This is a genomic window from Stutzerimonas kunmingensis (genome assembly GCF_002929225.1).
GTDB lineage: Bacteria > Pseudomonadota > Gammaproteobacteria > Pseudomonadales > Pseudomonadaceae > Stutzerimonas.
In genome coordinates, this window is record NZ_PISM01000018.1 from 711,527 (window position 1) to 738,519 (window position 26,993).

Genomic DNA, 26,993 nt, shown 5'->3' on the forward strand with positions numbered 1-26,993 from the left:
CCCCCACTCAGACCCGGATGCGGATGACCCGGCGAATCCAGAAAATGCCCAGCAGCATGGCGCCGAATGCCGCCACCCCGAGTTGCCGCCCGATCGGCTCGTTGATCAGCAGAGGCAGGTACTGCGGCGTGGTCAGCATGATCACCGCGGCCAGCACGAATGGCACACAGATCAGCACCCAGGCCGACATCCGTCCTTCGGCGGAGAGCGTCCGGACCTTGCGCTGGAAGCGGAAGCGCCCGCGGATCAGCCGGCTCAGCCGCTCCAGTACCTCGGTCAGATTGCCGCCGGTTTCGCGGTGGATGAGGATGCTGGTCACCAGCATCATCACCGTCATGCTCGGCACCCGTTCCAGCAGACCGAGCATGGCGCGGCGCACGTCGTTGCCGTAGTTGATGTCGGCAAAGGTCAGGCCGAATTCGCGCGCCACCGCGCCTCGCTGCTCCTCGGCCACCAGCCGCAGCGTCTCGCTGAACGGATGGCCGGCACGCAACGCGCGGCACATGGAGTCCAGCGCATCGGCCAGGCCTTCCTCGAACTCGGCAAAACGCCGGCTGCGATCACGCGCGATCTTCAGTACCGGCAGCCAGAACGCCAGCAGCCCCAGCGGCACCGCCAGCCACCACGGACGCAGCAGCAGCGCGCAGGCCACCGCCACCAGCACGCCCAGCAATGCGCCGAGCAGCACCACCCGATAGGCGCGGTAGCCATGGCCGCTCTGCTCGATCAGCTGCGCCAGACGTTCCATCAGCGGCAGCTGTTCCAGCGCCGCTTCCAGGGGCGACAGGCGCGTCAGGTACTTCTGCCGCAGCAGGGTCTGCATGTTCGGCAGATCGTTGGCCTGTTCGAGCAGGTGCAGCCGCGTGCGGATGCGCTTGCGCACCCGTCCCGCCTCACCGAACACCGGCACCGTCAGCCCCTGGCTGAGCAGGAACACGGCGACGAAGCTCATGCCCAGAAAGATCAGGATGAATTCGCCTGGCAGCTGGCTCATGGCTGCAAGCCCTCCATCCAGTCCGGGCGGAACAACTCCAGCGGCAGCTCGATGCCGCGCTTGGCCAGCACGTCGCGCAAGCCCGGCACCATGCCCGTCGCCCGGTAATCACCGAGCACCTCGCCGTGCTCGCCGATGCCGCGGCGCTCGAAGGTGAATATCTCGGTCATGGTGATGATTTCGCCTTCCATGCCGTTGATCTCCTGCACGCTGACCAGCCGTCGCTTGCCGTCTTCCTGCCGCTCGAGCTGGATCACCACGTCGATGGCCGAGGCGATCTGCTGGCGCAGCGCCTTGATCGGAAAGGTCGCGCCGCTCATCGCCACCATGTTCTCCACCCGCCCGAGGGCATCGCGCGGGCTGTTGGCGTGAATGGTGGTGAGCGAGCCATCGTGCCCGGTGTTCATCGCCGCCAGCATGTCCAGCGCCTCCGGGCCGCGCACCTCGCCGATGACGATGCGGTCCGGGCGCATGCGCAGGCTGTTGCGCACCAGCTCGCGCTGGTTCACTTCGCCGCGCCCCTCGATGTTGGCCGGGCGCGTTTCCAGACGCACCACGTGGGGCTGTTGCAGCTGCAGCTCGGCGGAATCCTCGATGGTGACGATGCGCTCGTTGTGCGGGATGAAGCTCGACAGCACATTGAGCATGGTGGTCTTGCCGGTGCCGGTGCCGCCGGACACCAGCACGTTCATCCGCCCACGCACGATGGCCTTGAGCACAAGGGCGATCGCTGGCGTCAGGGTGCCCATCTGGATCAGGCTCTCGGCGTTCAGCAGGTCCACCGCGAAGCGCCGGATCGACAGGCTCGGCCCGTCGATGGCCAGCGGCGGGATGATCGCATTTACCCGCGAGCCATCCTTCAGTCGCGCATCCACCAGCGGCGAGGATTCGTCGATGCGCCGGCCAAGGCTGGAAACGATGCGGTCGATGATGTTCAACAGGTGCTGGTCGTCCCGGAAGCGCACATCAGTGCGCTGCAGCTTGCCGTGGCGCTCGACGTAGACCGAGGCGTGGCCATTGACCAGGATGTCCGACACCGTGGCGTCGGCCAGCAGCGGTTCGAGCGGGCCGAGACCCAGCACCTCGTCGGTGATCTGCTTGATGATCAGTTGTCGCCCGGCCGCGCTGACCGGCGCGGCATGCTCGTCGAGCAGGCGCTGGCAGATCTCGCGGATCTGCCAGCCTGCGTCCGCCGGCTCCAGCGAGTCGAGCAGCGACAGGTCCATGACCTTGAGCAGCTGCTGATAGGTCCGCTCGCGCCAGTCGGCATCGACCGGGCTGAGCTGGCTGCGGGTTTCATACAGCCGCTCGACCGCCGGCATTTCCCAGGCCATGACACCTTCCGCCCGTTCGGGTGCAGAGCCGGTGTCCGGCTGGCGGGTCGCGGGTCGCTTGCCTGTCTGCAGGCGGTTGCGCAGTTCGCTGAGCATGGTCATCCCCTGAATAGTCGGCCGAAGGTGCGCTTGAGCAGGCCCGGCGCGGCGGCTTCGTTACCGAGCAGGTCCTGGGCGATCTGGCGGATGCCCTGGGTCAGCGCCGCCCGCGGCGCGTGCAGCCCCAGCGGCACGCCGGTGTTCTGGCTTTCGTTGATCACCGCATAGTCATTCGGCAGCCGCAGCGGCTCGCCGCAATGCAGCGCCTCGGCGATGTCCTTGAGGCTGACCGGCGCCGACTTGTCGTAGCGATTGACCACCAGCTGCAGACGCTCGCCGCCGATGCCCAGGTCCTCGCGCATGATGCGCACCAGGCGCACGGCGTCCTTCAGATGGCTGAGTGACTGCTGCAGCACAACGTAGACATGATCGGCCTGTTCCAGGGTGATGCCGGTGAGGTGGTCGATCTGCCGTGGCAGGTCCACCACCACCCAGTCGTAGCTCGTGCGCGCCAGCCGCAGCAGCGCCTCGAGCTGCTCCAGCTGCACATCCTGGGTCAGGCACAGCTCGCCGGCGCGGCCACCGAGCACGTCGAGGGTCGGGCTGAAATGGCTGCAGAAGCCGTGCAGCGCCACGCCATCCAGTTCATCGATGCGCTGCAGCACTTCCATGTGGCTGTGGTTCGGCTGCACGTCCAGGCAGTGGGCGACACTGCCGAACTGCAGATCCAGGTCCAGCAGCAGCGTGCGCCGGCCGTGGGCGCTGAGACTGTGGGCCAGGTTGCAGGCGAGCATGGTGGCGCCGGAGCCGCCCTTGGCGTTCATGATCGCGATCAGCTGCCCGCCAGGCGCCGGAACGTCGCGAGCTTCCAGTGCGACCCGACCGATCGCGGCCAGCAACTCCTGCTCCAGCAACGGTTCGGGAAGAAAGTCGCGCGCGCCGACCTGCATGGCCAGACGCATGCAGTCACGATCGTCCTGCGGGCCGCAGACCAGCAGCGGCGGTCGTTGCTGCGACGGGTGCTGCTGCAGAGCACCGAGTTCCTCGCGCCACAGGTGGCTGACGTGCAGCAACAGCATGTCAGGCATCTGCTCCAGCCCGTAGAGCGGGTCGGTGTGCCCGTTGCTCACCTGGCGCGTGCTCACCTGCAAGCCCGGCAGCTGTTCGCTGAGGGCCTTGAGCCGGGCCAGCACGCCGGCATCGCGGCCGCTGATGAGCAGCCGCAGGCCCTGTCGACCGACCGCGACACCGCTGGAAGTTTCGAGGGTGTTCAGCATGGCGTGATCTCCGGAACGGCATCGGGCTCGGCATGGCGACCGAGGCTCTCGCGCGGCAATGTCGAGCTGAATGGCGGCAGCGTGATCGCCCCGCTCAGGCCGGGAATGAGCGAGTCGAAGGTGAAGTTCTCCACCCGCAGCTGGACGAAGCGGATGGCGCTGAATCCGGCGCTGCCGGGCGTCGACGGATTGGCTATCGGCGAGCCGTTGCCGTCGAGGTAGACCAGGGACAGATCGGCGGTCTGCAGGTTGGCGATCAGGCCGCTGGCGGCGCTGTCGTCGGCCTCGTTGAAGATCGCCCGGCGCAGGATGCGTGGCTCGTGGATCTCGCATACCGCAGCCAGCCGGGCACCACGGCGCACCGTTTCGTTGAGCGCGTTGACGGTAAAGAACAGCCGGCCCAGTTCCAGCACGCCGAACAGCAGGATGAACAGCAGCAACCCGACGAGGGCGAACTCCACCACATACACCCCGCGCATCCGCCTGGCGTTCATCACAGCGCCCTCATCACGGAGGTGGCCACCAGCGGAAAGCTCAGCGAGACAGCCTCGCCGCCGAAACCCGGAATGCCGCCGCCGAACAATGGCTGGAACGGATAGCTGATGCTGACCTGCACGTGATCGCTGCCCACGGCACTGACTGCCACCTGCGACGGGCTCAGCCCGGTGACCAGCGGCGCGCTGCCGTCCTGCGCCACCGGCACGCCATACACCGCCAGTGAGCGCGCCTGTTGCTGCAGGCTCGCGCTCAGTTCCAGCTGCCCGAGGGTGCGATTCCAGGCCTGACCGGCGACGAAACGACTGGCATCGCGGCTGGCCTGCAGCAGGCTGTTGTACTGCCACAACAGCCGACCCAGTTCGCCAATGCCCAGAAGCAACAGCAACAACAAGGGCAAGGCGATGGCCAGCTCTACCATCGCCAGTCCCTGCTGGCGCGCCCTGTCCCGAACTCCCCGACTGTTCATGGCGCCTCCTACGAGTCGCTGCTCGGCGTACGGTTGTTGTCGATGTAGGTCTTGTAGAGCTGGATGATCTGCGGGCCGCCATCGTCCACCGGGTTGCTGTCCGGCACGTTGTCGCCTTCGCACTCGCTGACAAACTGGCCGAATATCTGCGCCTCGTTGCCGGCGCCGGTGGGTAGTGGCTGGACCAGGAAGAAGCAACCGAACCCCAGCACCGGCACGGAAACCTGGCCGCCGGAGCTGCCGCTGCAGTCGCCGAGCACGATCTTCAGGATGCGCCGCTCGAACACGCCGTCCGAGCGACAGCCGTTGGGGCAATCCGCCACGCGCTGGCGCCAGTCGTTGTAATCGAGCAAGGCGCTGCTGGCGGTGGAGAGGTTGCCGTCGCTGGCGTTCACCACCTCGCCCTGATACTCGACCTGCGCGGTACTGTTGTTGTAGGTCATGCGTGGCGCGCTGTAGTCGGTGATCAGGTCCGGCGGATACTGATCGCCGCTGTTCGACAACGCCCCGCTGTACTGCCCGAAGCGCGTATTGAAGCCCTGGGCCACCGGGCCGATGGTATTGCCCGGCTCGGTCTCGACCGTCTCGCCGACGCTGTTGCACTGTTCGACGCCACCGGCGAGGGCTTCACGCACGTCCGCACCGCCGCTGCTGTCGCCCAGCCGAATCAGCTGAAAGTTGCCCGGCCCGATGGCCGGCGCATTGCCGGCCGACCCCTTGAGCACTTCCAGATCGCCAAAGCGATAGCCCCAGAACAGGCCAGCGTCCGGCTGGTGCTGCGCCGGGTTGCCGCAAACCATCAGCGGCGCAATGTTGCAGGGACTGGTCGAACTCGGACCTGCGGTAGCCGCGGCGGCCACGGCCTTCTCGCTGCTGTTGCCGAAGACCTGCAGCAGCCCCCAGAAAAAGCCCGTCAGCGGCAGCTGGGTGACGCTGACGCGCACGTAGCGTGCGTCGGTCGGGCCGGGAAAGGAGAACGGTCCGTAGACGCTGGCGGCCAGATCGACCTGCACCAGGCTGGCCGGGTCCTCACCCAGCGCCGCCGCCAGCTCGTCGTTGCCGGCCGCCTGGGCGTTGAGCTGAAAGGTGGCACGCGCCGCGTCCTGAGCCAGGCTGCCGGCATTTCCCGAGCCCATCACCTGCTGCAGGGTCTTGGCGCCGCTCAGCGCAGCGGCATCCACCGCGTTCTGCAGGCGCGTCTTGTTGACCAGCATGTGGCTGCCGTCCAGCGCGAGCGCTGCCATCAACAGGATCGCCGCCAGTGCGACTACGATCAGCACCATCACCGAACCGCGTTGGGCTCGTGGCAGCGGGCGCATCGTGCGAGAGGCGTTCATGATGCGGCCCTTCAGTTTTCCACGTTGATCTGAATCGGCTGGGCGACCTGCTGCGCATCGCCGGTCACGCCGCGGTAACCGTCAAGGACCCGCTCGGTCAGCGGTCCGTCGCTGCCGACAGGCGACAGCGCCGTGCCTGGATTGGCGGCCGTGTGCTTGTCGGCGATCTGCTGATACAGCGTTGCGTTGACCGTGCTGCCGAGCGCACCGACCCGCCCTTCCTGATAGGGAATGCAGCCGGCCAGCAGGAGCAGGACACAGACGGGGAGCAGACTTTTCATGATCGCGACTCCTACTTGAGGTCGTGGCCGAAGCGGCCTTCGCTGATGCCCAGGCTCACCGGCACCGCACGGTCGACGCCGCGGCCCTTGGTCTTGCCTAGCAGGTAGAACTCGGCATCGCTGGGCTCGACGAAATGCTCGGTGGGCAGCCGCACGGTCTTGGCATCCACCGGCTGCGCAAGGTGCGGCGTGACCAGGATCACCAGTTCGGTTTCGCCGTGAATGAATTGCTGGCTACGGAACAACTGGCCCAGCACCGGCACGTCGCCCAGGCCGGGGAAGCGGCTGACGAAATCACGGGTGTTCTGGCTGATCAGACCGGCAATGGCGATGCCCGTTGCCCAGCTCGACGGTGGACTGCGCGCTGCGTTTGGTCAGCGACGGAATCATCTGGCTGACGCCATTGCCGAGAATGCTCTCCAGGCCGGTGTCCAGCACCAGCGAGTTGGCGTTGGAAAGCTCGCTGACCGAGACGTTGAGGTTGAGGTTGATCCGCCCGGAATCGAGCACCACCGGCAGGAACTTGACCCCGACCCCGAACTCCTTGAATTCGATGGTGATGCCATCGTCCTCGGTGATCGGCACCGGAAACTCGCCGCCGGAGATGAACTCCGCCTGCTGCCCGGTCAGGGTGGTCAGCGTCGGTTCGGCGAGCACCTTGGCCGAGCCGTTGTCCTTTGCAGCCTCGAGCACCACGTTGAAGAGGAAGTTGTCGGAGAGAAACTGGCCGAAGATGCCGGTGCCATCGCCGAACAGCGTGGTCGGGTTGACCAGTCCATCCTCATCGAAGCCCAGCCCGGCACCATTGTTGAAGCCGCCGCCGGACCAGCGCCCGGACGAGCCGAAGTCCAGGGCGTTGAAGCGCACGTTGAGGTTCTTGAACAGGTTGCGCTGCATCTCGGCAACCTTTACTTCGAGCATCACCTGCTGACTGCCGCCGACGCTGAGCAGGTTAATCAGTTGCAGCGGCTGCGGCACCGCCGGCGACGCCTGGGCCATGGCGCCCTGCTCCACGGCTTTACCAGACGCCGGCTCGCTGTAGCTCTGGGCCAGCCTTAGCGCGCTGTCCATCACCGCGGCACTGCTGACCTGCCCACGCAGCACCAGCGCCCCCTGGGCGCTGAACACTTCGATGGGCTCGTTCGGCAGTACCTGATGCAGTTTGCTTTTCAGGCCGCTGAGGTCGTGCACCACCTCCAGATCGAGGCTGTCGATCAGGCGGTTGCCGCTGTCCCACAGCAGCACATTGGTACTGCCCAGCGACCGTCCGAGCAGATAGAGCTGCGTCGGGCTGGTGATGAGAATGTCGGCGATCTCCGGATTGCCCACCGAGATGCGCTTCACCGCGGTGCGCGTGGTCAGCACCCGCGACTTGTAGATCGGCACCTGAACGTCGCTGGTATTCGCCGCCGGGGTCGCGACGACCGCCGGGGTCGCCTGGGCGGCCGCCAGGCAGGAACAGGCCGAAAGCGATCAGCCCGGCCAACATCCCCTGCCCCAGCCCGGCCAGACCGCTGACGAAAAACTGCCCAGCCAAGCCCAACGCCAGCCCCAGCAGGATCAGCAGGTTGGGAATGCGATGACGGCGCAGGTCGCTGATCGCCGCCAGTCCCAACAGCGCCAGCAGCAACAGCGTGCTGATCCAGCCTTGACTGCTCATCGCGATGCTCCGGCCTCAGGATGCCGGGGTCCCGCCGAGCGCAGTGATAAGCGCGTTGATCTTTACGAGCACCGCCGCGCCCAGATTGGTGAACGCCAGGGCAACGGCCGCGGTAATCAGCCCTCCGGCCACGGCGTACTCGACGATGGTCAGCCCGTCCTCATCCTTGGCAAACGCCAGCATCGCGGTCTTGATCGATTGAATGGTCATTTCGCTCACCTCACTCGAAAGTGGTTGCTCAAAGGCGGGCAACGCGGCGTGCGTTGCTTGAGGTGAACACTAGTCAGCGGAACGAAGCGGTCGTTAGGACTCAATTGCCGATCGCTAGCACTCAATTTCGCTGGCACTGCACTGCCTACGGATCGCCTCAAGACGGCTGCCGAGACGGATGCAATCAATAACGGCAAATAGCCATCACCGAGGGTGATTAGCAGAAATCGTTATTACCGATAATGGCCAATTGCCAATACTGTGGGTAAGGAAATGTAAAGAGCAGAGCTAGTGCAGATGTCTAACTCTCCGCCGCTACCGATCCTTCGCTGGATCGATCTGACCCACGACCGCAGCACCGCAACGCTGATGAGCCAGTTCACGGCGTTCAGCGACTCCCGCCTGCTGCAAGCGCATAGCCTTGCCGATAGCAAGCCGGGGCAGCGCATCGACATGATCTGCATGCACTTCGACCGCCCCGATGCCCCGGGTCTGAATCAGTTGCAGCAGGTCAAGCATGCCGCTCCATCGATCCCCATCAGCATGTTCACCGTCCAGCATTCCGAAGAACTGGCGGTGTGGGCGATGCGCTCACGCGTCTGGGAATACATCACCCTGCCGCTGTCAGCGGCCGAGCTGCGGCGTTTCCGTCAGGCGTTGCACGGGTTGCTCGAGCTGCGGCAGAACAGCGAGCGCGGCGCACGGCGGATGCTCAGCGAGCATTACCCCGACCTGCCGCCGAGCATCCGCCTGACCGCCGACCACCAGAAGCACCAGCTGCTGGCGCGGGCGACCCAGTACATCGACCTGCACTTTCGCGAGAACCTCGATCAGAAGGAGCTGGCGCGGCTTTGTGAGATGACGCCCTCGCGTTTCAGCCGTCTGTTCCGTGACGTGCATGGCGTCTGCTACCTGGAGTACACCCTGGGCAAGCGCCTGGAGTTCGCCAAGGATCGGCTGGAGAACTCGCAGATGCCCATCACCACCATCGGCTACGAAGCCGGCTTTCGCGACCCTTCCTACTTCGCCCGTGCGTTCAAGCAGTTCGTCGGCTGCACGCCAAGCGAATACCGCCTCGCCGGTGGCGCGAACGCTGCCACGCACGCTACTCAGGCACTACAGGACGCCGCCGCGACACCCGCCCGGCTGGAGCTGGACATCGGCGCCTGAGCGTTGGAGCGTCGACCGTGCCCGTCAGCTGTCGTCCTAGCCACCCACCATCGCGTCTGTCGCCCGCATGCCGCTCAATCTGGCTAAAAAATATCCACATCGGTATACTCGCGCGCCTTTTTCATGCGCGGTTTTCGAGGTTCAAAGTCGATGAGCAAAACGCCAACAGTCGGGTTCGTGAGCTTGGGGTGCCCCAAGGCAACGGTCGACTCTGAACGCATCCTCACCCAGCTGCGCATGGAGGGCTATCAGATCGTGCCGTCCTACGAGGATGCCGATGTGGTGGTGGTCAACACCTGCGGTTTCATCGACAGCGCCAAGGCCGAATCGCTGGACGCCATTGGCGAGGCGATCGCCGAGAACGGCAAGGTGATCGTCACCGGTTGCATGGGCGTCGACGAGAACAACATCCGCGGCGTACACCCCAGCGTGCTGGCCGTCACCGGGCCGCAGCAGTACGAGCAGGTGGTCAACGCCGTGCACGAAGTGGTGCCGCCGAACATCGAGCACGACCCCTTCGTCGATCTGGTGCCGCCGCAGGGCATCAAGCTCACCCCGCGCCACTACGCCTACCTGAAGATTTCCGAAGGCTGCAACCATACGTGCAGCTTCTGCATCATTCCGTCGATGCGCGGCAAGCTGGTCAGCCGGCCGGTGGGCGATGTGCTCAGCGAAGCCGAGCGCCTGGTGAAGGCCGGTGTGAAGGAGATCCTGGTGATCTCCCAGGACACCAGCGCCTATGGCGTCGACCTCAAGTACAAGCTGGATTTCTGGAACGGCCAGCCGGTCAAGACGCGCATGCTCGAGCTGTGCGAGGAGCTGGGCAAGATGGGTGTGTGGGTGCGCCTGCACTACGTTTATCCGTACCCGAATGTCGACGACGTGATCCCGCTGATGGCCGCCGGCAAGATCCTGCCGTACCTGGACATCCCCTTCCAGCACGCCAGCCCGAAGGTGCTCAAGGCCATGAAGCGCCCGGCCTTCGAAGACAAGACCCTCGCGCGCATCAAGAAGTGGCGCGAGCTCTGCCCCGAGCTGACCATCCGCTCGACCTTCATCGTCGGCTTCCCCGGCGAGACCGAAGAAGATTTCCAGTACCTGCTCGACTGGCTGACCGAAGCCCAGCTCGACCGCGTCGGCTGCTTCCAGTATTCGCCGGTTGACGGCGCACCGGCCGAGGTCATGGGCCTGGAACCGGTACCGGACGAGATCAAGCAGGATCGCTGGGACCGCTTCATGGCGCACCAGCAGGCCATCAGCGCCGCGCGCCTGCAGCTGAAGGTCGACAAGGAACTCGACGTGCTGATCGATGAAGTGGACGAGGACGGCGCCATCGGCCGCTCCTGGGCCGACGCCCCGGAGATCGACGGCATGGTCTACATCGACAGCGAGAAACCGCTGCAGCCGGGCGACAAGGTCCGCGTGCGCGTCACCCACGCCGACGAGTACGACCTCTGGGCCGAAGTGATCTGAGCTGATCCGCCATACGAAAACGCCCCGCTTCTGCGGGGCGTTTCATTTCTGCAAGACAAGTCCTCGGCAGCGTAGCGTGGAAAACGGCGAAGCCTTTTTCACTGCCGGGCTGCGGGCTCGTCAACGCTGCGGTGGTTGCCGTACCGGTGCGCCGTTGGCCACGTAGTAGCTCGCCGTGCTGCGCGGCAGCGGCTCGTGACCGCGAATCCGGTCGGCGATCTTCTCGGCCAGCATGATGGTGGTGGCGTTGAGGTTGCCGGTGATGATCTGCGGCATGATCGCGGCATCCACCACACGCAACCCGTCCACCCCATGCACGCGACCCTGCCCGTCCACCACGGCCATATCGTCCGTACCCATCTTGCAGGAGCAGGACGGGTGATAGGCCGTCTCCGCGTGCTCGCGGACAAAGGCGTCCAGCTGGGCATCGCTCTGCGCGTCCACGCCCGGGTTCAGCTCGCGACCACGGTAGGGATCGAGCGCAGGCTGCGCGATGATCTCGCGGGTGAGGCGAATGGCATCGCGGAACTCGCGCCAGTCCTGCTCGTGGGCCATGTAGTTGAACAGGATGCTCGGATCGACCCGTGGATCGGTGGAGCGAATCTCGATGCGCCCGCGACTGGGTGAACGCATCGAGCCGACGTGGGCCTGGAAGCTGTGGCCGTTGTGGGCATTGCTGCCGTTGTAGCTGACCGCCACCGGCAGGAAGTGGAACTGGATGTTCGGCCATTCGAACTCGTCGCTGCTGCGGATGAAGCCGCCGGCCTCGAACTGGTTGCTGGCACCGATGCCGCTGCCGAGGAACAGCCATTCAGCGCCGATGGCCGGCTGGTTCCACCACTTGAGCGCCGGGTACAGCGACACCGGCTTCAGGCACTCGAACTGCAGGTACATCTCCAGGTGATCCTGCAGGTTCTGGCCGACGCCGGGCAGCTCCTGCACCAGCGTGACGCCGAGCTTCTTCAGCAACGCGCCAGGGCCAACTCCCGAGCGCTGCAGGATTTGCGGCGAGGCGATGGCGCCGCCGCACAGCAGCACTTCACGGCGCGCACGCGCCACCTGTGGCTGCTCGCGGCCGCGCAGGTAACGAACGCCGACGGCACGCTTGCCCTCGAACAGCACACGGTCGGTGACGGAATGGGTGCGAATGGTCAGGTTCGGCCGTTCCTTGGCCTGATCCAGATAACCGCGAGCGGTACTGGCGCGCCGGCCCTGGGGCGTCACGGTGCGATCCATCGGGCCGAAGCCTTCCTGCTGGAAGCCATTGAGATCGTCGGTACGGGGATAACCGGCCTGCACGCCCGCTTCCACCATGGCGTGGAACAGCTCGTTGTTGTCTGCCTTGGGTGTGGTCACGCTGACCGGGCCGTCGCCGCCGTGGTAGTCGTTGGGGCCGATGTCACGCGACTCGGCCTTGCGGAAGTACGGCAGGCAGTCGAGGTAGGTCCAGTCCTCCAGCCCCGGAGTCTTGGCCCAGTTGTCGTAGTCCAGGGCGTTGCCGCGGATGTAGCACATGCCGTTGATCAGCGAAGAACCACCCAGGCCCTTGCCGCGGCCGCAGTCCATGCGGCGGTTGTTCATGTGCGGCTCGGGGTCGGTCTTGTAGGCCCAGTTGTAGCGGGTGCCCTGCAGTGGATACGCCAGTGCTGCGGGCATCTGGGTGCGGAAGTCCAGCCGATAGTCCGGGCCGCCGGCTTCCAGCAGCAGCACGCTGACGTCGGCGTCCTCGGTCAGGCGCGCGGCGAGCACGTTACCCGCCGAGCCGGCGCCGATGATGATGTAGTCATATTCCATGGTTCAAACCTCCCTCAGAACACCGAGGCGAACTCGCCCAGCTCTACCTGTACCGATTTGACCCGGGTGTAGTGCGCCAGCGAGGCGATGCCGTTTTCGCGGCCGATGCCAGACTGCTTGTAGCCACCGACTGGCATCTGCGCCGGCGATTCACCCCAGGTATTGATCCAGCAGATGCCAGCCTCAAGGCGATGGATGATGCGGTGCGCCCGCGCCAGATCGGTAGTGACGACGCCGGCGGCAAGGCCGTACTCGGTGTCGTTGGCGCGGCGGATGACTTCGTCCTCGTCCTGGTATTCGAGCAGGCTCAGCACAGGGCCGAAGATCTCCTCGCGCACGATGGTCATGTCGTCGCTGCAGTCGGTGAAGATCGTGGGCGCGACGAAGGCGCCCCTGGCGTGCTCGCCGTCGGTCACCCGCTCGCCACCACAGAGCACCCGCGCACCGGCGGCCTTGCCCTTGGCGAAGTAGTCGAGCACGTTGTTCATGTGCGCGAAGCTGACCAGCGGACCGAAGTTGGTTTCCTCCTGCTGCGGATCACCAAGGCGAATGCGCTGCACGCGCTCCAGCAGCTTGGCCTCGAACGCCGCTTTCAGACCGGCCGGAACGAACACCCGCGTGCCGTTGGTGCACACCTGGCCGGAGCTGAAGAAATTGGCCATCACCGCGATGTCGGCCGCGCGGTCCAGATCGGCATCTTCGCAAATGATCAGCGGCGACTTGCCGCCCAGCTCCATGGTCACGTCCTTCAGCGACGACGCCGCCGCACTGGCCATGACCTTCTTGCCGGTGGCCACGCCGCCGGTGAACGACACCTTGGCGATGCGCGGGTGCTCGGTGATCAGCGCCCCGACACCGGCGCCACTGCCGGTCAGTACGTTAAACACGCCATCGGGCAGCCCAGCTTCGCTGAAGATCTCCGCCAGTTTCAGCGCGCTCAGCGAGGTGACTTCGCTGGGTTTGAAGATCATCGCATTGCCGGCAGCCAGCGCCGGTGCGGCTTTCCACAGGGCGATCTGGATCGGGTAGTTCCAGGCGCCGATGCCGGCCACCACGCCCAGCGGTTCGCGCCGGGTATAGACGAAACTGCTGTCACGCAGCGGAATCTGTTCGCCCTCGATGGCCGGAGCCAGGCCGGCGTAGTACTCCAGCACGTCGGCGCCGGTGACGATGTCGACGCTGCGGGTTTCGCTCAGCGGCTTGCCGGTGTCCAGGGTTTCCAGCAGCGCCAGCTCGTCGTTGCGCTCGCGCAGCAGATCGACCGCGCGACGCATGATTCGCGCCCGTTCGATGCCGGTCAGCGCCGCCCAGATGCGCTGCCCCTGCTCGGCGCTTTCAACCGCGCGCTCCAGATCGGCCGCACCGGCCTCCGCCACTTCGGCCAGGACTTCGCCGTTGGCCGGGTTGATGCTCTCGAAGGTCTGGTTGCTGCTGGCGTCGACGTAGCCGCCATGGATATAGAGTTGCTGCCGTGGGAAACGGGCCATGTTCTACCTCGTTCGTACTGTTCGTGGCGGCAGCGGATCGACGCTGCCGCAACATGATTGGAACGCCCTGGGGATCGCCCGAGGCGTGCAGGGTCAGGGTGTCGGCGCCGCGCCCGGATTGGGCATGCCGCTTTCACCACCGCCGTTCTCGCGTTGCAGATGCAGGAAGTGCATGTGGTGCTCGTAGTGGTCGAGGATGTCCTCGATCAGCTGGCGCCGCGAGTAGCCCATCAGGTCGTAGCCTAGGCTGCCCTGGCGCAGATGCACCTCGAGCCGGTAGTAGTCGGCGTTGCTGCTCTGCGTGCGCAGGGCGAAGGACGGCATGGTGCCGCGCACCGGCCAGATCTGGTAGGTGAAGTCCTGCTCGCTGCCCAGATTGACGTGCAGCGCCAGGTGCTCGTTGCCCGGTTCGCCTTCGACGATCTCCACCGGCACGCCCTTCTCGCCGAGCGCCTTCTGAATCTCCTCCATCGCCGGCTTGCAGACGTCCTTCAGGTAACGACGGATCTGCGAACGGCTGGGGAAGCTCATCGCCCGCGACAGGCGCTGACTCCAGTTCATCTGCGTGTGCTCCAGCGTAGCGCGCCCGGACAGATAGCCGGACAGGCTCTTCTGGTAGCTGTCGGCCATGACGCCTTCGACGTGTAATGCCTTGAACAGCCCGTACATCATGAACAGCAGGACGATGGAGAACGGCAGCCCCATGATCACCACGGTGCCCTGCAGCGCGGTCAGGCCGCCCGCGATCAGCAGTGCCAGGGTGAGAATGCCGATGATCGCCGCCCAGAGGATGCGCATCCACACCGGTGCATCGCTGTTCACATCCTTGAGGATGGAGGTGAAGTTCGACAGCACCAGCGAGCCGGAGTCGCCGGAGGTGACGAAGAACACGATGGCGAGGATGGTCACCACGATGGTAGTGAGACCGGCCCAGGGCAGGCTCTGCAGGAACAGATAGATCGACGAGCCAGGGTTGCTCACCGCCTGCTGACCGAATTCGAGGGCGCCGCCCATGACCATCTCGATGGCACTGTTACCCATGATCGACATCCAGGCCATCATGAAGGCCAGCGGCAGCAGCAACGTGCCGATGACGAACTCGCGGATGGTGCGACCGCGGGAAATACGCGCCAGAAACAGGCCCACGAACGGCCCCCAGGCGATCCACCAGGCCCAGAAGAACACTGTCCAGGCGTTCAGCCAGTCGGTCGGTCGGCGGTAGGCGTAGGTGTCCAGCGACAGGCTTATGAAGTTGGAGAAGTAGTCACCGACGTTCATCACCAGCGCGTTGAGCAGGAACACCGTATCGCCGACCACCAGCACGAACAGCAGCAGCAGGACCGCCAGCAGCATGTTGAATTCGGAAAGCCGGCGAATCCCGCGCTCGACCCCGGTCGCCGCCGAGATTGCCGAGAACACCACGATCAGCACCACCAGCACCGCCTGGGTGAGCGTGCCTTCCGGTATGCCGAAGATGTAGTTGAGGCCGAAGTTGAGCTGGATGATGCCGATGCCGAGACTGGTAGCGATGCCGAACACCGTGCCCAGCACCGCGGCGGTATCGACGGTATGTCCGATGGGGCCGTAGATGCGCTTGCCGAAGATCGGATACAGCGATGAGCGGATCGACAGCGGCAAGCCCTGGCGAAAGCTGAAATACGCCAGCGACATGCCGACCAGGGTATAGACACCCCAACCGGAAAGGCCCCAGTGCAGGAAGGTCAGCTCCATGGCGTGGCGCGCGGCCTGGGTGGTTCCGCCCTCGCCTACCGGCGGTTCGAGGAACTGGGTGATGGGTTCGGCGATGCAGAAGAACAGCAGGTCGATGCCGATCCCGGCGGAAAACAGCATCGCCGCCCAGGTGACCACGTTGAATTCGGGTTTGGAATGATCCGGCCCGAGGCGGATCTTGCCGTAGCGGCTGGTAGCCACGATCACCACGAAGAGCAGGTAGACCAGCACGGCGAGAAAGTAGAACCAGCCGAAGGTGTCGGATATCCAGCCAAGTACCGTGTTGATGACCGCTTGGGAGCGATCAGTGAAGAACATCGTCCATATGGCAAACGCCACGATAGCGATTGCAGAACCGTAGAAAACTACGGGATTGATCCGGTCAGCCGGCGCTTCGGAATCATTGGGCGAGAGCTCAGCCTCGTTCATCAGTTCTATCTCCTGAACTTGTTCTGGCTTTTACGACATCGCGGTGCGACGTATTGCGGCAGGTGGCGGGCAAATCTTTCGAAATTGCTGCGCACCAAGGGCGGGATGGGCATGCATAGCGGCCGTACTGATGACAGCCATGCCCGTCGGCAAGCTGCTGCCGACAAAAATGAAAGTTGAATCATGCTCCCATAATGGCGAAGTCGGCGTGCATCCTACACGATAAGTGTCAATTTCGCGAATCACGGCGAAATCGGCACCATCCCAAGCGCCTTGATCCGCGCCTTCGGTCATGCGAATCGCCTCGCCACGAGCGGCGCAGCGCTCCGCCCCCGCTCGGCGTTTTCAGCGATTGTGCGCTGACTTATGATCGGCCCCGCGTAGCAGCATCCTTCTTCCCATTCCACCTGCAGAGATGAGTTCATGTCGTCCGATCCTCGCTTCACCGCCATGCCCGACGCCAACGGATATTTCGGCCCCTATGGCGGCCAGCTGGTCCCACCGCACCTCAAGCAGGCGATGGACGACATCAACCTCGCCTACGAGGAAATTCGCCAGCGTGATGACTTCCAGCAGGAACTGGCCGCACTGTTCGCCGACTACGTGGGTCGGCCAAGCCCGATCTTCCATGCGCGGCGGCTGTCCGAGCAGCTCGGCGGTGCGCAGATCTATCTGAAGCGCGAAGACCTGAACCACACCGGCGCGCACAAGATCAATCACTGCCTAGGCGAGGCGCTGCTGGCCAAATTCATGGGCAAGAAGAAGGTGATCGCGGAGACTGGCGCCGGCCAGCACGGGGTTGCCCTGGCTACCGCCTGCGCGCTGGTCGGCATTCCCTGCGAGATCCACATGGGCCAGGTGGACATCGAGAAGGAACACCCGAACGTCACCAAGATGAAGATCCTCGGCTGCAAGCTGGTAGCGGTCACCCGCGGCGCCGCGACGCTCAAGGAAGCGGTGGATAGCGCCTTCGAGGAATACCTGAAGGACCCGCACAACTACATCTACGCCATCGGCTCGGTGGTCGGCCCGCACCCGTTCCCGAAGATGGTCCGCGACTTCCAGTCGATCATCGGCACCGAAGCCCGCGAGCAGTTCCTCGCCAAACATGGCCGCCTGCCCGATCACGTGGTTGCCTGCGTCGGGGGTGGTTCGAATGCCATGGGCATGTTCACCGCCTTTCTCGAAGATGCCGCGGTCGAGCTGGTCGGTATCGAGCCAGCGGGTGAAAGCCTGGACAAGCCCGGCCGCCACTCGGCCACGCTGTCCAAAGGCAAGCCAGGCGAACTGCATGGCATGGCCTGCTATGTGCTGGAGGATGCCGATGGCAACCCGTCTGCGGTGCACTCGATTGCGTCCGGCCTGGACTACCCTGGCGTCGGCCCGCAGCACAGCTACCTGAAGGATCTAGGTCGGGTGAACTACCAGACCGCGACCGACCAGGAATGCCTCGACGCCTTTATGACCCTTTCCCGCGTCGAAGGCATCATCCCGGCCCTGGAAAGCGCCCACGCAGTGGCCTGGGCCATCCGCAGCGCACCGACGCTGAGCAAGGAAAGCCATATACTCGTCAACCTCTCCGGCCGCGGCGACAAGGATGCCGATTACGTCGCCAACCTGCTCGGTCTGTAGCGCCCGCGTGGCTGGCCGACGCTGCATATGCGCGTCGGCCGGCCGTAAGCGCAACCGGCGGCCGTAGCGGGTAAGATGCGCAGCCGCCCGACTGCTTCCCAGGCCCGCCTTCATGGATCACAGCGTCTCGCCTATCGGCTACGTCCGCTCCTGCTTCAAGGAGAAGTTCGCAATCCCCCGCCAGCCCAGCCTGGCACCAGCCGCACGCGGTGTGTTGGAACTGCTGCCGCCGTTCGACAGCGGGGAGGCGGTGGCCGGGCTCGAGCAGGTCAGCCACGTGTGGCTGCTGTTTCTTTTCCATCAGGCGCTGGAAAGCAAGCCCCGCCTCAAGGTCCGCCCGCCTCGCCTCGGCGGCAATCGCATGGTCGGCGTGTTCGCTACCCGCGCGACCCACAGGCCCAACGGTATCGGCCAATCGGTTGTCAGGCTGGATCGCGTCGAATCGGATCGGCTGTTCATTTCCGGCATCGACCTGCTGGACGGCACCCCGGTGCTGGACATCAAACCCTACGTGCCCTACGCCGACGCGCTGCCTGATGCACGCAACGAGATGGCCGCCGACGCGCCAGGGTTGATCGAGGTGCAATGGTCGGACGCCGGATTGGTGCAAGCTCGCCGCGAAGCGCAGCGCCTCGACGAGCCATTGGTAGAACTTATCGAACAGTGCCTGGCGCAGGACCCGCGCCCGGCCTATCAGAAACCCGAACCGGAACGGCGATACGGCGCGCAGTTCTGGGATGTGGACGTGCGCTGGCATTACCCGACGCCAGGCGTGATCCGCGTTCTGGAAGTCGCGCCAGCAGCGCCGCAACCGGCGTAGGGCCGGCGCGGCGTCCCTCCTCACTTGCCGGCGGGCGTCAGCAACAGACGCCGGTTGCCGTAGACCTTGTCGAGATTCTCCGTCTTGAACGGGAAACTCATGTAGTTCGCCTTCATCCACGCGTCGATACCATCGGCGTAGTGCGGGCTGGCCGGATCGCCCGACTGGCCTGAACTGTTGAGGCCGATCATCGGCTCGTCGCGGCCAAAGTCGACGATGATGCGCATCGCCGGGATCAGCCAGGTATCGAAGTCCGTTCCCAGGTGATAGGCCGAGGCATTCAGCGTGCTGTGGTCGCCGCCCATGGCAAAGGGGCCGCGATCCAGGTAGCTGCCGATAGCGTTGATCTTGCTCCGCTGGCTGGCCGGCATATGCGGCGCCAACTGCGTCGCGCCGGAGGTCCAACTGGCAGTGTGCAGCTTGCCCCATTGCCAGGCGCTGCGCTCGTTGCCCAGGCGGCCTTCCAGCAGACTCACCGCACCAGCAAGACTGCGTGCCAGAATCGCCGGCTTGTCTTCGGTTTGCGCAGTCCGCTGGTCGTTCCAGAACGGGCTGTCTTCACGTCCGAGCAAATGGTCCGCCTGCGCCGAGTAGGACGTGTTAGCCGTCTGCACCAGCGCTCGCCACGCCTGCGTATCTTCCGGCCCAAGCTCGTCGAGGAACGTCTGCCGTGCGCTTTCGTGCAGGAAAGCGCCATACAGCGCAGCATCGGCCGAATCCGCAGCGAGCTTGCCGTCGAACGCCATCAGTCGATCCAGCGCTTCTCGCGCCTTGCTGCGTTCGGCGGCCGGCAGTGCATCGATCGCCTTGCGCAACGGCTCGGCCATGCCCGGCGCCTCGAACATTGCCCTGAGCTTGACGGCGAACGGCGTGACCTGGTCGTACTGCATCGCGATGGTACTGCGGGTGTCATGCTTGCCCCGCCCCGCCAGTTCCGCCAGGCGCTCATAGCGCTCGGGGCCATACCAGGAGCTGGAAAGCTGCATCCCGTAACCGCGCGGTACACTGCGATGGTTGGCGGTGCCGAGCCAGCCCTGGATAGGATCCTGGTCGTAGGGATGCAGCATCGGATCAGCGAAGCCGTCCCAGTCATAACGATTGTCCCAACCCGGCGACGGCACCAGCCCCAATCCCTCGCGACGATTTGGGAAGCGTCCGGTGACCTGCCAGCCGATTCCCTGCTGGTCAGCAAACACCAGATTCAGCGCCGTCGCACGAATTTCGCGGGTCGCCTCGAAGGCCTGATCCACCGATTGCGCGCGGGACAGATCGAAGAAGGCATCCAGGGTGCGATCGGCCTCCAGCTGCGTGGTTTTCAGCGCAAGGCCGTAACCACTGCGGAGCTGTAGCGGTTGCAAGGGGTGCTTGTGCTCGCCGAGCGCCGTGTTCAGCAGAGGCCCATTACGGGTTTCGTAGATGGTCTCGCGAATCGGCCGCTCGCCTTTGACGAAGTAGGTTTCGTGCCGCTCGCGGGCCTGCAGCCACTTGCCATCGGCCAGGTACATCAGCCGCGAGCCTTCGCGGCGCACCTGCTCGAGATAGAGGTCCTGATTGTCGCCCATCACCATGGTCATGCCCCAGCCGAGCTTGCCGTTGAAACCGGCGACCACTGCGGGCACCCCGGCGATGGTGACACCCGCGGCCTGGAACTTCGGTGCGCGGACCTGCATGAAATTCCAGTACGAAGGCATCGACAGCGGCAGGTGCGTGTCGTTGGCCAGAATCGGTTTGCCGCTACGGGTGTTGCTGCCGGCAATGGCCCAGTTGTTCGACGCAGCCATCCCAGTCGGGGTCAACGATGCCAAGTTTTGCGCCGCCTGCTCGATCGCCGCCAGCCCTGGTACCGATCCACCCAGCGCGAGTCCCTTGAGCTTGTCGGCTTCGGCGAACGGCAATGCTTCGTCCGGATAGATCGGCAGCAACCAGGCGAGCTTATCGCTACCCACCTTCTGCGCCAGCAGCAGCGCCGCCACTTCTTCCTGCAGATTCTGCGAAAGCCCGAAGTTGAGCAAACAGAACACCAGCACCGAGTCCTCGGGCTTCCAGTACTCAGGCTTGTAGCCGGACTCGGCAAGGTCCATCGGCAGCTTGTCCTGATGGCGATACAGGTAGGCGTTCACGCCGCGGGCGTAGACCTCGAAGAACTTCTTCATCCGCGGCGAGGACTCGCGATAGAGCAGCTCGGCGCTCTGGCGCAGATTCACCGCGCGCATGAAGCGGTCGCTCTCCAACACGCCGGGGCCAACCATCTCCGCCAATCTCCCTTGAGCCATCAGCCGTAGGCTGACCATCTGGCTCAGACGATCGGTGGCGTGGACGTAACCCATGGCGAACAGCGCATCGTGGAACGACGAGGTTTCGATCAGCGGCATGCCCAGCGAATTGCGCCGGATACTCGCGCTGCCTGCCAGGCCGGTCAGCGGCTGAATGCCCTGCGGTGGCGGCAGGCTGGCGCTGTAGCGATTATCGAGATAGGCCTGACAACCGCCCAGGCCGGCCAGGCCGAGCGCGGCCCCCAGCGTCAGGCGAACCAGGGCGAACGGCAGACGCAGAGACATCAAAGACTCCTGAGCGAGCTTGGCAAGGGATGGTACTGACAGATTAGAGGGCGCGCGGCGAAGAAGATCGGTCGATCAGGCCGCGTCGCGGGATTTTGGCAGAGCTTCGTCGAGCAGCCAACGGGCCGAACGCCGAGCCTCGGCCTTGTGCTGCAGCTCGAGGGCACTGAACTGCGCTTCATGTCGGCGCCGCTCCTGCTTGTCCAGCGCCTTCCAGGCCGCATGGGTCGGCACTTGCTCGGTGGCTTCGAACAGCTGCTGGAAGACCTGACAACGAGGATGCTGCCCCAGCGCCACATCATAGTTGTCGAGCAGCACCTTGATGCGGATTGCCCCTTCGATGAGCGGGACTTGCTCCTCCAGCAGGCAGCTGGCAAGGATTCGCAGATCCTCCGCCAGCGCGGTCTGCTGCTGCGTCCGCGCCTCTGCCTGCAACCGCTCGTTGCGCCAGACACGCCGCCAGAGATACAGCGCATAGCCACCCAGCGCAGCAATCAGCAGCGCGGCGATGACGAACAGACCGATGGCGAGGGTCATGACAGGCTCAGGCGCCGTGGCATTTCTTGTACTTCTGCTGGCTGCCACAAGGGCACGGATCGTTGCGACCAACGTCCTTCAGCGGATTGCGTACAGGTTCGTGGCTGTGATTGCAATGCGGGCCATGAACGTGATGATGGTCATGGTCGTGATCGTGGTTGCAGTCGGGACCGTGTACGTGGGGTTCTTGACTCATCTGAGTACTACTCCGGAATAAAGTTGCCCGGGATTATCTCGCCATTGTTGGAAATGTGCACGCGCCGGCCCATCATCAGCCCTGTCTTGAGCTCACCGGCCAAGCGGTAGGCGATCGGCCGGTCGGGCTTCTCCAGCAAACGCACGATGTACTTCATATGGCGCCAGAGATTGGTGTGAACCGGCACCTCGTAGTACTCGAAACTGTTGGCAGGTACTGTCAGCCAGCCACTGGACTCGCCGCTGGCCAGTTCCACGTCGTTGAGATGGACTTTGTAGATCAGCCCGCGCACCGGCAGGCTGTGATCGTTGGGGTTGTCGATACGAAAGCGCAGCATGAATTGCTGTTCCAGCAGCCGCGCCTTGATGATATCGACCTTGGTGAGCTCGACCGTAGGGTCCTTGAAATCGCCCGAAAACCAGGTCGAGCATCCGGCCATGCCGCCAAGCAGGCAGAGCAACACGACGGTTCTAAGAATTCTTATTGTGTGTGCCTGGCAAAACATTCCGGTACTCCAAAGGACGGCCAAGTGTAGCAAGCAGCATGCTTGCCGCAACGGGGGCCACCGCAAAAATACCAGTCTCAGGCCGCAATATGACAACGACGTTTCAGACAAAGCGCTCCCGCATTGCAGTGCGCCGCGGATCACTCACGTCGCCAGCACGTTTGCGAGGACCTGTCGCGCCTTGCCTATGCCGGCAGCCAGTGCCGCCTCGATCTCGGTCATGGTGATCACCCCGCTCGCCTTGCCGGCCGCCGGATTGACCACCAGCGCCAGGCAGGCATAAGGCAGATCGAGTTCGCGCGCCAGCGCAGCCTCGGGCATTCCGGTCATACCGACGATGTCGCAGCCGTCGCGTTCCATACGGGTGATCTCCGCTACGGTTTCCAGCCGCGGACCCTGCGTGCAGCCATACACACCGTGGCTGCTGAACGCATAGCCCTCGGCTGCGAGTGCGCCGATCAGGCGCTCGCGCAGCGCTTCGTCATAGGGATAGCTGAAATCGATGTGGGTCACGTGATCTATATCGCCTTCGAAGAAGGTGTGTTCGCGACCGTAGGTGTAATCGACAATCTGATGGGGTACGCAAAAATGTCCGGAGCCCATGGCCGAATGGATGCCACCGACCGCATTGATTGCAAGAATCGCCTCCGCCCCGGCCTGCCTCAGCGCCCATAAGTTGGCTCGGTAATTCACCTGATGTGGCGGAATGCGGTGCGGATGGCCATGCCGTGCAAGGAACAGCACCTCTCGGCCGCTGTATTCGCCACGCAGGATTTCACCGGACGGGCGCCCGTAGGGCGTATCGATGAGCTGCGCGCGCTGCATCTTGAAGCCGCTCAACTGAGTCAGGCCGGTGCCGCCGATGATGGCATGGACAGTCATGGGTATTCCTTGGAAGAAAAAGGGTCAGTCAATCAGGTCGGCGGCCTTGAGCGCGCCAATGGCGTCAAGCCAACGCGGATTCTGCTTGTACTCAGCAGCGTACTCCTGACGAGCGCGCATACGCGAAAGCGCAGGCGGCGCCGTGACGCTGAGGCGCTGCAGCGCAGCCAACGCCAGTTCAGCCGCCGCCCGATCATTGCACACCAGCCCCATGTCACAGCCGGCAACCAGTGCTGCCTGGATGCGATCGGCCGCATCGCCGGCGACGTGCGCGCCCGCCATCGACAGATCGTCACTGAAGATCACGCCCTTGAAGCCGAGCTCGTTACGCAGGATGTCCTGCAGCCAGCGCCGCGAAAAACCTGCGGGCTGGTCATCGACCTGAGGATAGATCACGTGCGCCGGCATGATCGCATCGAGCGTGCCGCTCAGCGCCTGGAAGGGAATCAGATCACAGCGGCGCAACTCGTCAAGACTTCGTTCGTCGACCGGGATCGCGACATGGGAGTCCGCCTCGGCCCAGCCATGACCGGGAAAGTGCTTGCCGGTTGCGGCCATACCCGCCGCGTGCATGCCACGGATGAACGCGTCGATCAGCACTACGGCGGCCTGCGGATCGCCTTCGAATGCACGCGTTCCCACCACGGCACTGCGCTGGTGGTCAAGATCGAGAACCGGTGCGAAGCTGAAATCCAGGCCCGCAGCGAGTACCTCGGTCGCCATCACCCAGCCGCAGGCTTCCGCCAGCCGCGGCGCGTCGGAGCAGCGCGCAAGTTCGCGCATCGGCGGAAGCCGTACGAAACCCTTGCGCAGCCGCTGAACGCGGCCACCCTCCTGGTCCACCGCCAACAGCAGGTCTGGCCGCACGGCTCGAATCGATCGACACAGCTCGTCGACCTGGCGCGAGTGCTCGATGTTTCGGGCAAACAGAATAAGCCCGCCGACCTCGGGCTGGCGAAGCAGCTGGCGATCTTCGGCAGTCAACCAGGTACCAGCAATGTCCAGCATCAGTGAACCGTGCATATGCAGAAGGAATCCTTATTCGAGTTCAGCGGCAGCCCAATCGGGACAGGGCGCCTCGTCGATGCGCACCGCACAGTGAGGCGGCACCAATGGGAAGAGTTGCAGCAGGTCGGCATTGCGCATGCGAATGCAACCGTGGGAAAGAGGCACGCTCATCGGCTCACAATCGGGGGTGCCGTGAATGTAGATGTAACGGCGGAAGGTATCGACCTGCCCCTGGCGATTGACTCCAGGCTCGCACCCGCTGAGCCAGAGAATCCGGGTCAGGATCCAGTCACGACCGGGAGAAATTCCGTGAAGCTCAGGGGACCATACCTCCCCTGTCCAGCGCCGCCCACGCAACACCGCACCTTGAGGCAAACCGTCACCGAGCCGCGCGCGCACCTGATGCAAACCGCGTGGCGTGCAACCGGAACCGTTCAGCTCGCCCACACCATTGCGTGCAGTAGAGACAGGAAAACGCAGACGCAGCTGCCCCTCGGCGAAGCCATAGAGCTGCTGATCGGCGATGGAAATATGCAGAAGATCGAGAAATGCCATGGGCGGCTAGCTTAGCCGATCACCCGGCAGGCTTGTAGCTCAAGCCTTCGCCGGGATAGCCGCCGCGTTGCGCCGCGCGATCGGTTGCGCCGCCGCCAGCGTGTTGTCATCAATGCCACTGTCGGCGCGCATGCCGGCCGCGAGAAACGGCACCATCATACGCATGACCTGCTCTATCGAGGTTCTGACGCCAAAATCGTTCTCGGAAATAGCGCGCAGTGCCTTGATACCCGACATGCTGAATGCCGCCGCACCAAGCATGAAGTGCACACGCCAGAACAGTTCGATGGGCGGAATGGCCGGCGCCGCGTCATGCACCTTGAGCATGTAGCGACGGAACACCTTGCCATACATGTCTTCCAGATAGCGGCGCAGGTGGCCCTGGCTCTGACTGAAAGACAAGCCCAGCAGGCGCATGAAGATGGACAGATCATCGCCGCTGCGCGGTTTGACCGCCAAGGCCTGCTCGACGAGGATTTCCAGCAGTTCCTCGAGCGTGTCCTTCTTGTCGGTCAATGCCTCGCGTCGATCCAGTTCACGCTCGAGACTGGCACAGAATGGCCCGAGAAAACGCGAGAACACCGCCTGGATCAGCGCCTTCTTCGAACCGAAATGATAGTTCACTGCCGCGAGGTTGACCCCAGCCTTGCTGGTGATCAGGCGAAGCGAGGTTTCGGCGAAGCCTTTTTCCGCGAACAGCTGTTCCGCTGCATCAAGAATGCGCTCAACTGTTTCCGACTGCGCCATGCCCCCTCCGAAAGACAAACAACTGTTTGAAACTTACGTTTCACCGACCGGCAAGTCAACCACGAAACGCCTTGTGGCACTAGCGTCATTGTCGCAGACAGACCACGGAGCACGCCGGATGTGCTTTCAAAACCATCATAATCATTCGTTGCCAAGGCCGGATCACTGTATATAATCCCAGTCACTGTATAAAAGAACAGAGACCGACATGATCAAGCTGACGCCTCGCCAGACGGAAATCCTCGCGTTCATCAAGCGCTGCCTGGAAGACAATGGGTATCCACCCACTCGCGCAGAGATCGCTCAGGAACTCGGCTTCAAGTCACCCAACGCTGCCGAAGAACATCTCAAGGCACTTGCCCGCAAGGGCGCTATCGAGATGACGCCCGGGGCGTCTCGCGGGATACGTATTCCGGACTTCGAACCCGCCGCATCCGAAAATGGCCTGCCGATCATCGGCCGCGTTGCTGCCGGCGCGCCGATTCTGGCGCAGCAACATGTCGAAGAATCCTGCCAGATCAGCCCCGCGTTTTTCCATCCGCGCGCCGATTATCTGTTGCGTGTCCACGGCATGAGCATGAAGGACGTCGGCATTTTCGATGGCGACCTGCTGGCCGTGCACACCACCCGCGAGGCCCGCAACGGCCAGATCGTGGTTGCTCGCGTCGGTGACGAAGTCACGGTGAAGCGTTTCAAGCGTGACGGCAAGAAGGTTTGGCTGTTGGCTGAAAACCCCGAGTTCGCGCCCATCGAGGTCGACCTCGAACAGCAGGAACTGGTGATAGAAGGCTTGAGTGTCGGCGTAATCCGCCGCTAAGGAGAAGGTTCATGCAGTACCAGACCAGCACTTCCCGGCCCCAACTTTCGTTGTTCGACGGCGTCATTGCGCAAAGCCTGGCACCGTTTGGCAACCTGAAACCACGCAACAAACCCGAGCAGGACAAGGAATATCTGAGCGAGTTGAGCCTGAGCGGCAGCAGCGAGCACTGCCACCTGCTGCTTGCCCCGATCCTGCGTGAACTCGGCGATGCAGCGGACAGCCGCTGGCTGACGCTGATTGCCCCGCCTGCTTTCCTTTCGCAGAACTGGCTGCGCAAGTGCGGTCTGAATCGCGAACGCATCATCCTGCTGCAGCCACGCGACGCCGAGGGCGCGATGGAACTCGCCTGCAAAGCCCTGGCCTCGGGGTGCAGCCATACCGTGGTCAGCTGGTTTGATCAGCTCGATGGGGCAACACGTAGCAAACTATGCGCAGCCGCCAGCCTGGGCGCAGCTCAGAGTCTGAATATTCGTCTCGGATGTTGAACCGCACGGCACAGGGACGTGCTGAAAATCGCAGATGGAATCCTGAAGCTATAGCGCTCGAGCAATAG

The 26,993-nt window shown here is 64.0% G+C and carries 26 protein-coding genes and 2 pseudogenes; 6 read left to right on the plus strand and 22 right to left on the minus strand.

The window, feature by feature from the left end:
• Positions 1-7: 7 nt before the first annotated feature.
• The 10 genes and pseudogenes from CW305_RS14005 to CW305_RS14050 all read right to left on the minus strand — a co-directional run bounded on the left by CW305_RS14005 (position 8) and on the right by CW305_RS14050 (position 8,096).
• On the minus strand, positions 8-994 hold the full coding sequence (locus CW305_RS14005; protein ID WP_104098167.1) for a type II secretion system F family protein: 987 nt from the start codon (positions 992-994) through the stop codon (positions 8-10).
• On the minus strand, positions 991-2,424 hold the full coding sequence (locus CW305_RS14010; RefSeq protein ID WP_104098168.1) for a TadA family conjugal transfer-associated ATPase: 1,434 nt from the start codon (positions 2,422-2,424) through the stop codon (positions 991-993). Before CW305_RS14010 ends, CW305_RS14005 begins: the two co-directional genes overlap by 4 nt.
• A 2-nt stretch (positions 2,425-2,426) precedes the next feature.
• Positions 2,427-3,644, minus strand: coding sequence for an AAA family ATPase (locus tag CW305_RS14015; RefSeq protein WP_042922123.1), 1,218 nt, complete (start codon positions 3,642-3,644; stop codon positions 2,427-2,429).
• Positions 3,638-4,138, minus strand: a complete 501-nt coding sequence (locus CW305_RS14020; protein ID WP_101275531.1) for a TadE/TadG family type IV pilus assembly protein — start codon at positions 4,136-4,138, stop codon at positions 3,638-3,640. The genes CW305_RS14015 and CW305_RS14020 overlap by 7 nt, the downstream gene beginning before the upstream one ends.
• Complete coding sequence (locus CW305_RS14025) at positions 4,138-4,608, minus strand: TadE/TadG family type IV pilus assembly protein (RefSeq protein WP_104098169.1); 471 nt, start codon at positions 4,606-4,608, stop codon at positions 4,138-4,140. Before CW305_RS14025 ends, CW305_RS14020 begins: the two co-directional genes overlap by 1 nt.
• An 8-nt stretch (positions 4,609-4,616) precedes the next feature.
• Complete coding sequence (locus CW305_RS14030; protein WP_104098170.1) at positions 4,617-5,945, minus strand: Tad domain-containing protein; 1,329 nt, start codon at positions 5,943-5,945, stop codon at positions 4,617-4,619.
• 11 nt (positions 5,946-5,956) lie between these two features.
• Entirely contained in the window at positions 5,957-6,226 is a 270-nt protein-coding gene (locus CW305_RS14035) for a hypothetical protein (RefSeq protein ID WP_104098171.1), read from the minus strand.
• Positions 6,227-6,237: 11 nt separating this feature from the next.
• A pseudogene (locus CW305_RS23725) lies at positions 6,238-7,612 on the minus strand (type II and III secretion system protein family protein).
• 64 nt (positions 7,613-7,676) lie between these two features.
• Positions 7,677-7,886: pseudogene (locus tag CW305_RS23730) on the minus strand (prepilin peptidase); the annotation flags it as partial.
• Positions 7,887-7,901: 15 nt separating this feature from the next.
• Entirely contained in the window at positions 7,902-8,096 is a 195-nt protein-coding gene (locus CW305_RS14050) for a Flp family type IVb pilin (protein WP_023445670.1), read from the minus strand.
• Positions 8,097-8,393: 297 nt separating this feature from the next.
• Here CW305_RS14050 and CW305_RS14055 point away from each other — a divergent pair, with 297 nt between their 5' ends.
• Positions 8,394-9,266 (plus strand): helix-turn-helix transcriptional regulator, encoded by an 873-nt coding sequence (locus CW305_RS14055; RefSeq protein WP_104098172.1) that lies wholly within the window; start codon positions 8,394-8,396, stop codon positions 9,264-9,266.
• A 150-nt stretch (positions 9,267-9,416) separates the two neighbouring features.
• Positions 9,417-10,739, plus strand: coding sequence for a 30S ribosomal protein S12 methylthiotransferase RimO (rimO, locus tag CW305_RS14060; RefSeq protein ID WP_104098173.1), 1,323 nt, complete (start codon positions 9,417-9,419; stop codon positions 10,737-10,739).
• A 120-nt stretch (positions 10,740-10,859) separates the two neighbouring features.
• Here the strand turns inward: rimO and betA are convergent, their stop codons facing one another.
• The 4 genes from betA to CW305_RS23220 all read right to left on the minus strand — a co-directional run bounded on the left by betA (position 10,860) and on the right by CW305_RS23220 (position 16,474).
• A complete protein-coding gene (gene betA / locus CW305_RS14065; protein WP_104098174.1) occupies positions 10,860-12,533 on the minus strand; it encodes a choline dehydrogenase in 1,674 nt (557 codons plus the stop codon).
• Positions 12,534-12,547: 14 nt separating this feature from the next.
• Complete coding sequence (gene betB / locus CW305_RS14070; RefSeq protein ID WP_104098175.1) at positions 12,548-14,020, minus strand: betaine-aldehyde dehydrogenase; 1,473 nt, start codon at positions 14,018-14,020, stop codon at positions 12,548-12,550.
• Between the two features lie 93 nt (positions 14,021-14,113).
• Complete coding sequence (locus CW305_RS14075) at positions 14,114-16,180, minus strand: choline transporter (RefSeq protein ID WP_014820583.1); 2,067 nt, start codon at positions 16,178-16,180, stop codon at positions 14,114-14,116.
• A gap of 30 nt (positions 16,181-16,210) precedes the next feature.
• Positions 16,211-16,474 carry a hypothetical protein gene (locus tag CW305_RS23220; protein ID WP_125861777.1) on the minus strand — a complete coding sequence of 88 codons (264 nt, stop codon included), beginning with the start codon at positions 16,472-16,474 and terminating at the stop codon, positions 16,211-16,213.
• Positions 16,475-16,603: 129 nt separating this feature from the next.
• Here CW305_RS23220 and trpB point away from each other — a divergent pair, with 129 nt between their 5' ends.
• Both trpB and tsaA read left to right on the plus strand, forming a co-directional pair.
• Positions 16,604-17,812, plus strand: coding sequence for a tryptophan synthase subunit beta (gene trpB, locus CW305_RS14080; protein ID WP_042922094.1), 1,209 nt, complete (start codon positions 16,604-16,606; stop codon positions 17,810-17,812).
• A 112-nt stretch (positions 17,813-17,924) separates the two neighbouring features.
• Positions 17,925-18,632: a tRNA (N6-threonylcarbamoyladenosine(37)-N6)-methyltransferase TrmO gene (gene tsaA / locus CW305_RS14085; protein WP_104098176.1), complete on the plus strand. Its 708-nt coding sequence runs from the start codon at positions 17,925-17,927 to the stop codon at positions 18,630-18,632.
• A gap of 20 nt (positions 18,633-18,652) precedes the next feature.
• Here tsaA and CW305_RS14090 read toward each other — a convergent pair whose 3' ends face one another.
• The 8 genes from CW305_RS14090 to CW305_RS14125 form a co-directional block, all read right to left on the minus strand.
• Positions 18,653-21,190, minus strand: a complete 2,538-nt coding sequence (locus tag CW305_RS14090; protein ID WP_104098177.1) for a penicillin acylase family protein — start codon at positions 21,188-21,190, stop codon at positions 18,653-18,655.
• Between the two features lie 75 nt (positions 21,191-21,265).
• Positions 21,266-21,727, minus strand: a complete 462-nt coding sequence (locus CW305_RS14095) for a DUF2489 domain-containing protein (RefSeq protein ID WP_003302495.1) — start codon at positions 21,725-21,727, stop codon at positions 21,266-21,268.
• Between the two features lie 7 nt (positions 21,728-21,734).
• Complete coding sequence (locus CW305_RS14100; protein ID WP_003302497.1) at positions 21,735-21,923, minus strand: SEC-C metal-binding domain-containing protein; 189 nt, start codon at positions 21,921-21,923, stop codon at positions 21,735-21,737.
• A gap of 7 nt (positions 21,924-21,930) precedes the next feature.
• Positions 21,931-22,428 carry an LEA/WHy family protein gene (locus CW305_RS14105; RefSeq protein WP_036999573.1) on the minus strand — a complete coding sequence of 166 codons (498 nt, stop codon included), beginning with the start codon at positions 22,426-22,428 and terminating at the stop codon, positions 21,931-21,933.
• 144 nt (positions 22,429-22,572) lie between these two features.
• Entirely contained in the window at positions 22,573-23,310 is a 738-nt protein-coding gene (locus tag CW305_RS14110) for an S-methyl-5'-thioinosine phosphorylase (RefSeq protein ID WP_023445660.1), read from the minus strand.
• Between the two features lie 24 nt (positions 23,311-23,334).
• On the minus strand, positions 23,335-24,333 hold the full coding sequence (nagZ, locus tag CW305_RS14115; protein ID WP_104098178.1) for a beta-N-acetylhexosaminidase: 999 nt from the start codon (positions 24,331-24,333) through the stop codon (positions 23,335-23,337).
• A 15-nt stretch (positions 24,334-24,348) separates the two neighbouring features.
• A complete protein-coding gene (locus CW305_RS14120) occupies positions 24,349-24,873 on the minus strand; it encodes a L,D-transpeptidase (RefSeq protein ID WP_104098179.1) in 525 nt (174 codons plus the stop codon).
• 39 nt (positions 24,874-24,912) lie between these two features.
• Positions 24,913-25,620, minus strand: a complete 708-nt coding sequence (locus CW305_RS14125) for a TetR/AcrR family transcriptional regulator (RefSeq protein WP_014820592.1) — start codon at positions 25,618-25,620, stop codon at positions 24,913-24,915.
• A 208-nt stretch (positions 25,621-25,828) separates the two neighbouring features.
• On the opposite strand from CW305_RS14125, the gene lexA reads away from it, so the two are divergent.
• Both lexA and sulA read left to right on the plus strand, forming a co-directional pair.
• Positions 25,829-26,437 (plus strand): transcriptional repressor LexA, encoded by a 609-nt coding sequence (lexA, locus tag CW305_RS14130; RefSeq protein WP_014820593.1) that lies wholly within the window; start codon positions 25,829-25,831, stop codon positions 26,435-26,437.
• Positions 26,438-26,448: 11 nt separating this feature from the next.
• Positions 26,449-26,925 (plus strand): SOS-induced cell division inhibitor SulA, encoded by a 477-nt coding sequence (gene sulA, locus CW305_RS14135; RefSeq protein WP_014820594.1) that lies wholly within the window; start codon positions 26,449-26,451, stop codon positions 26,923-26,925.
• Positions 26,926-26,993 lie beyond the last annotated feature (68 nt).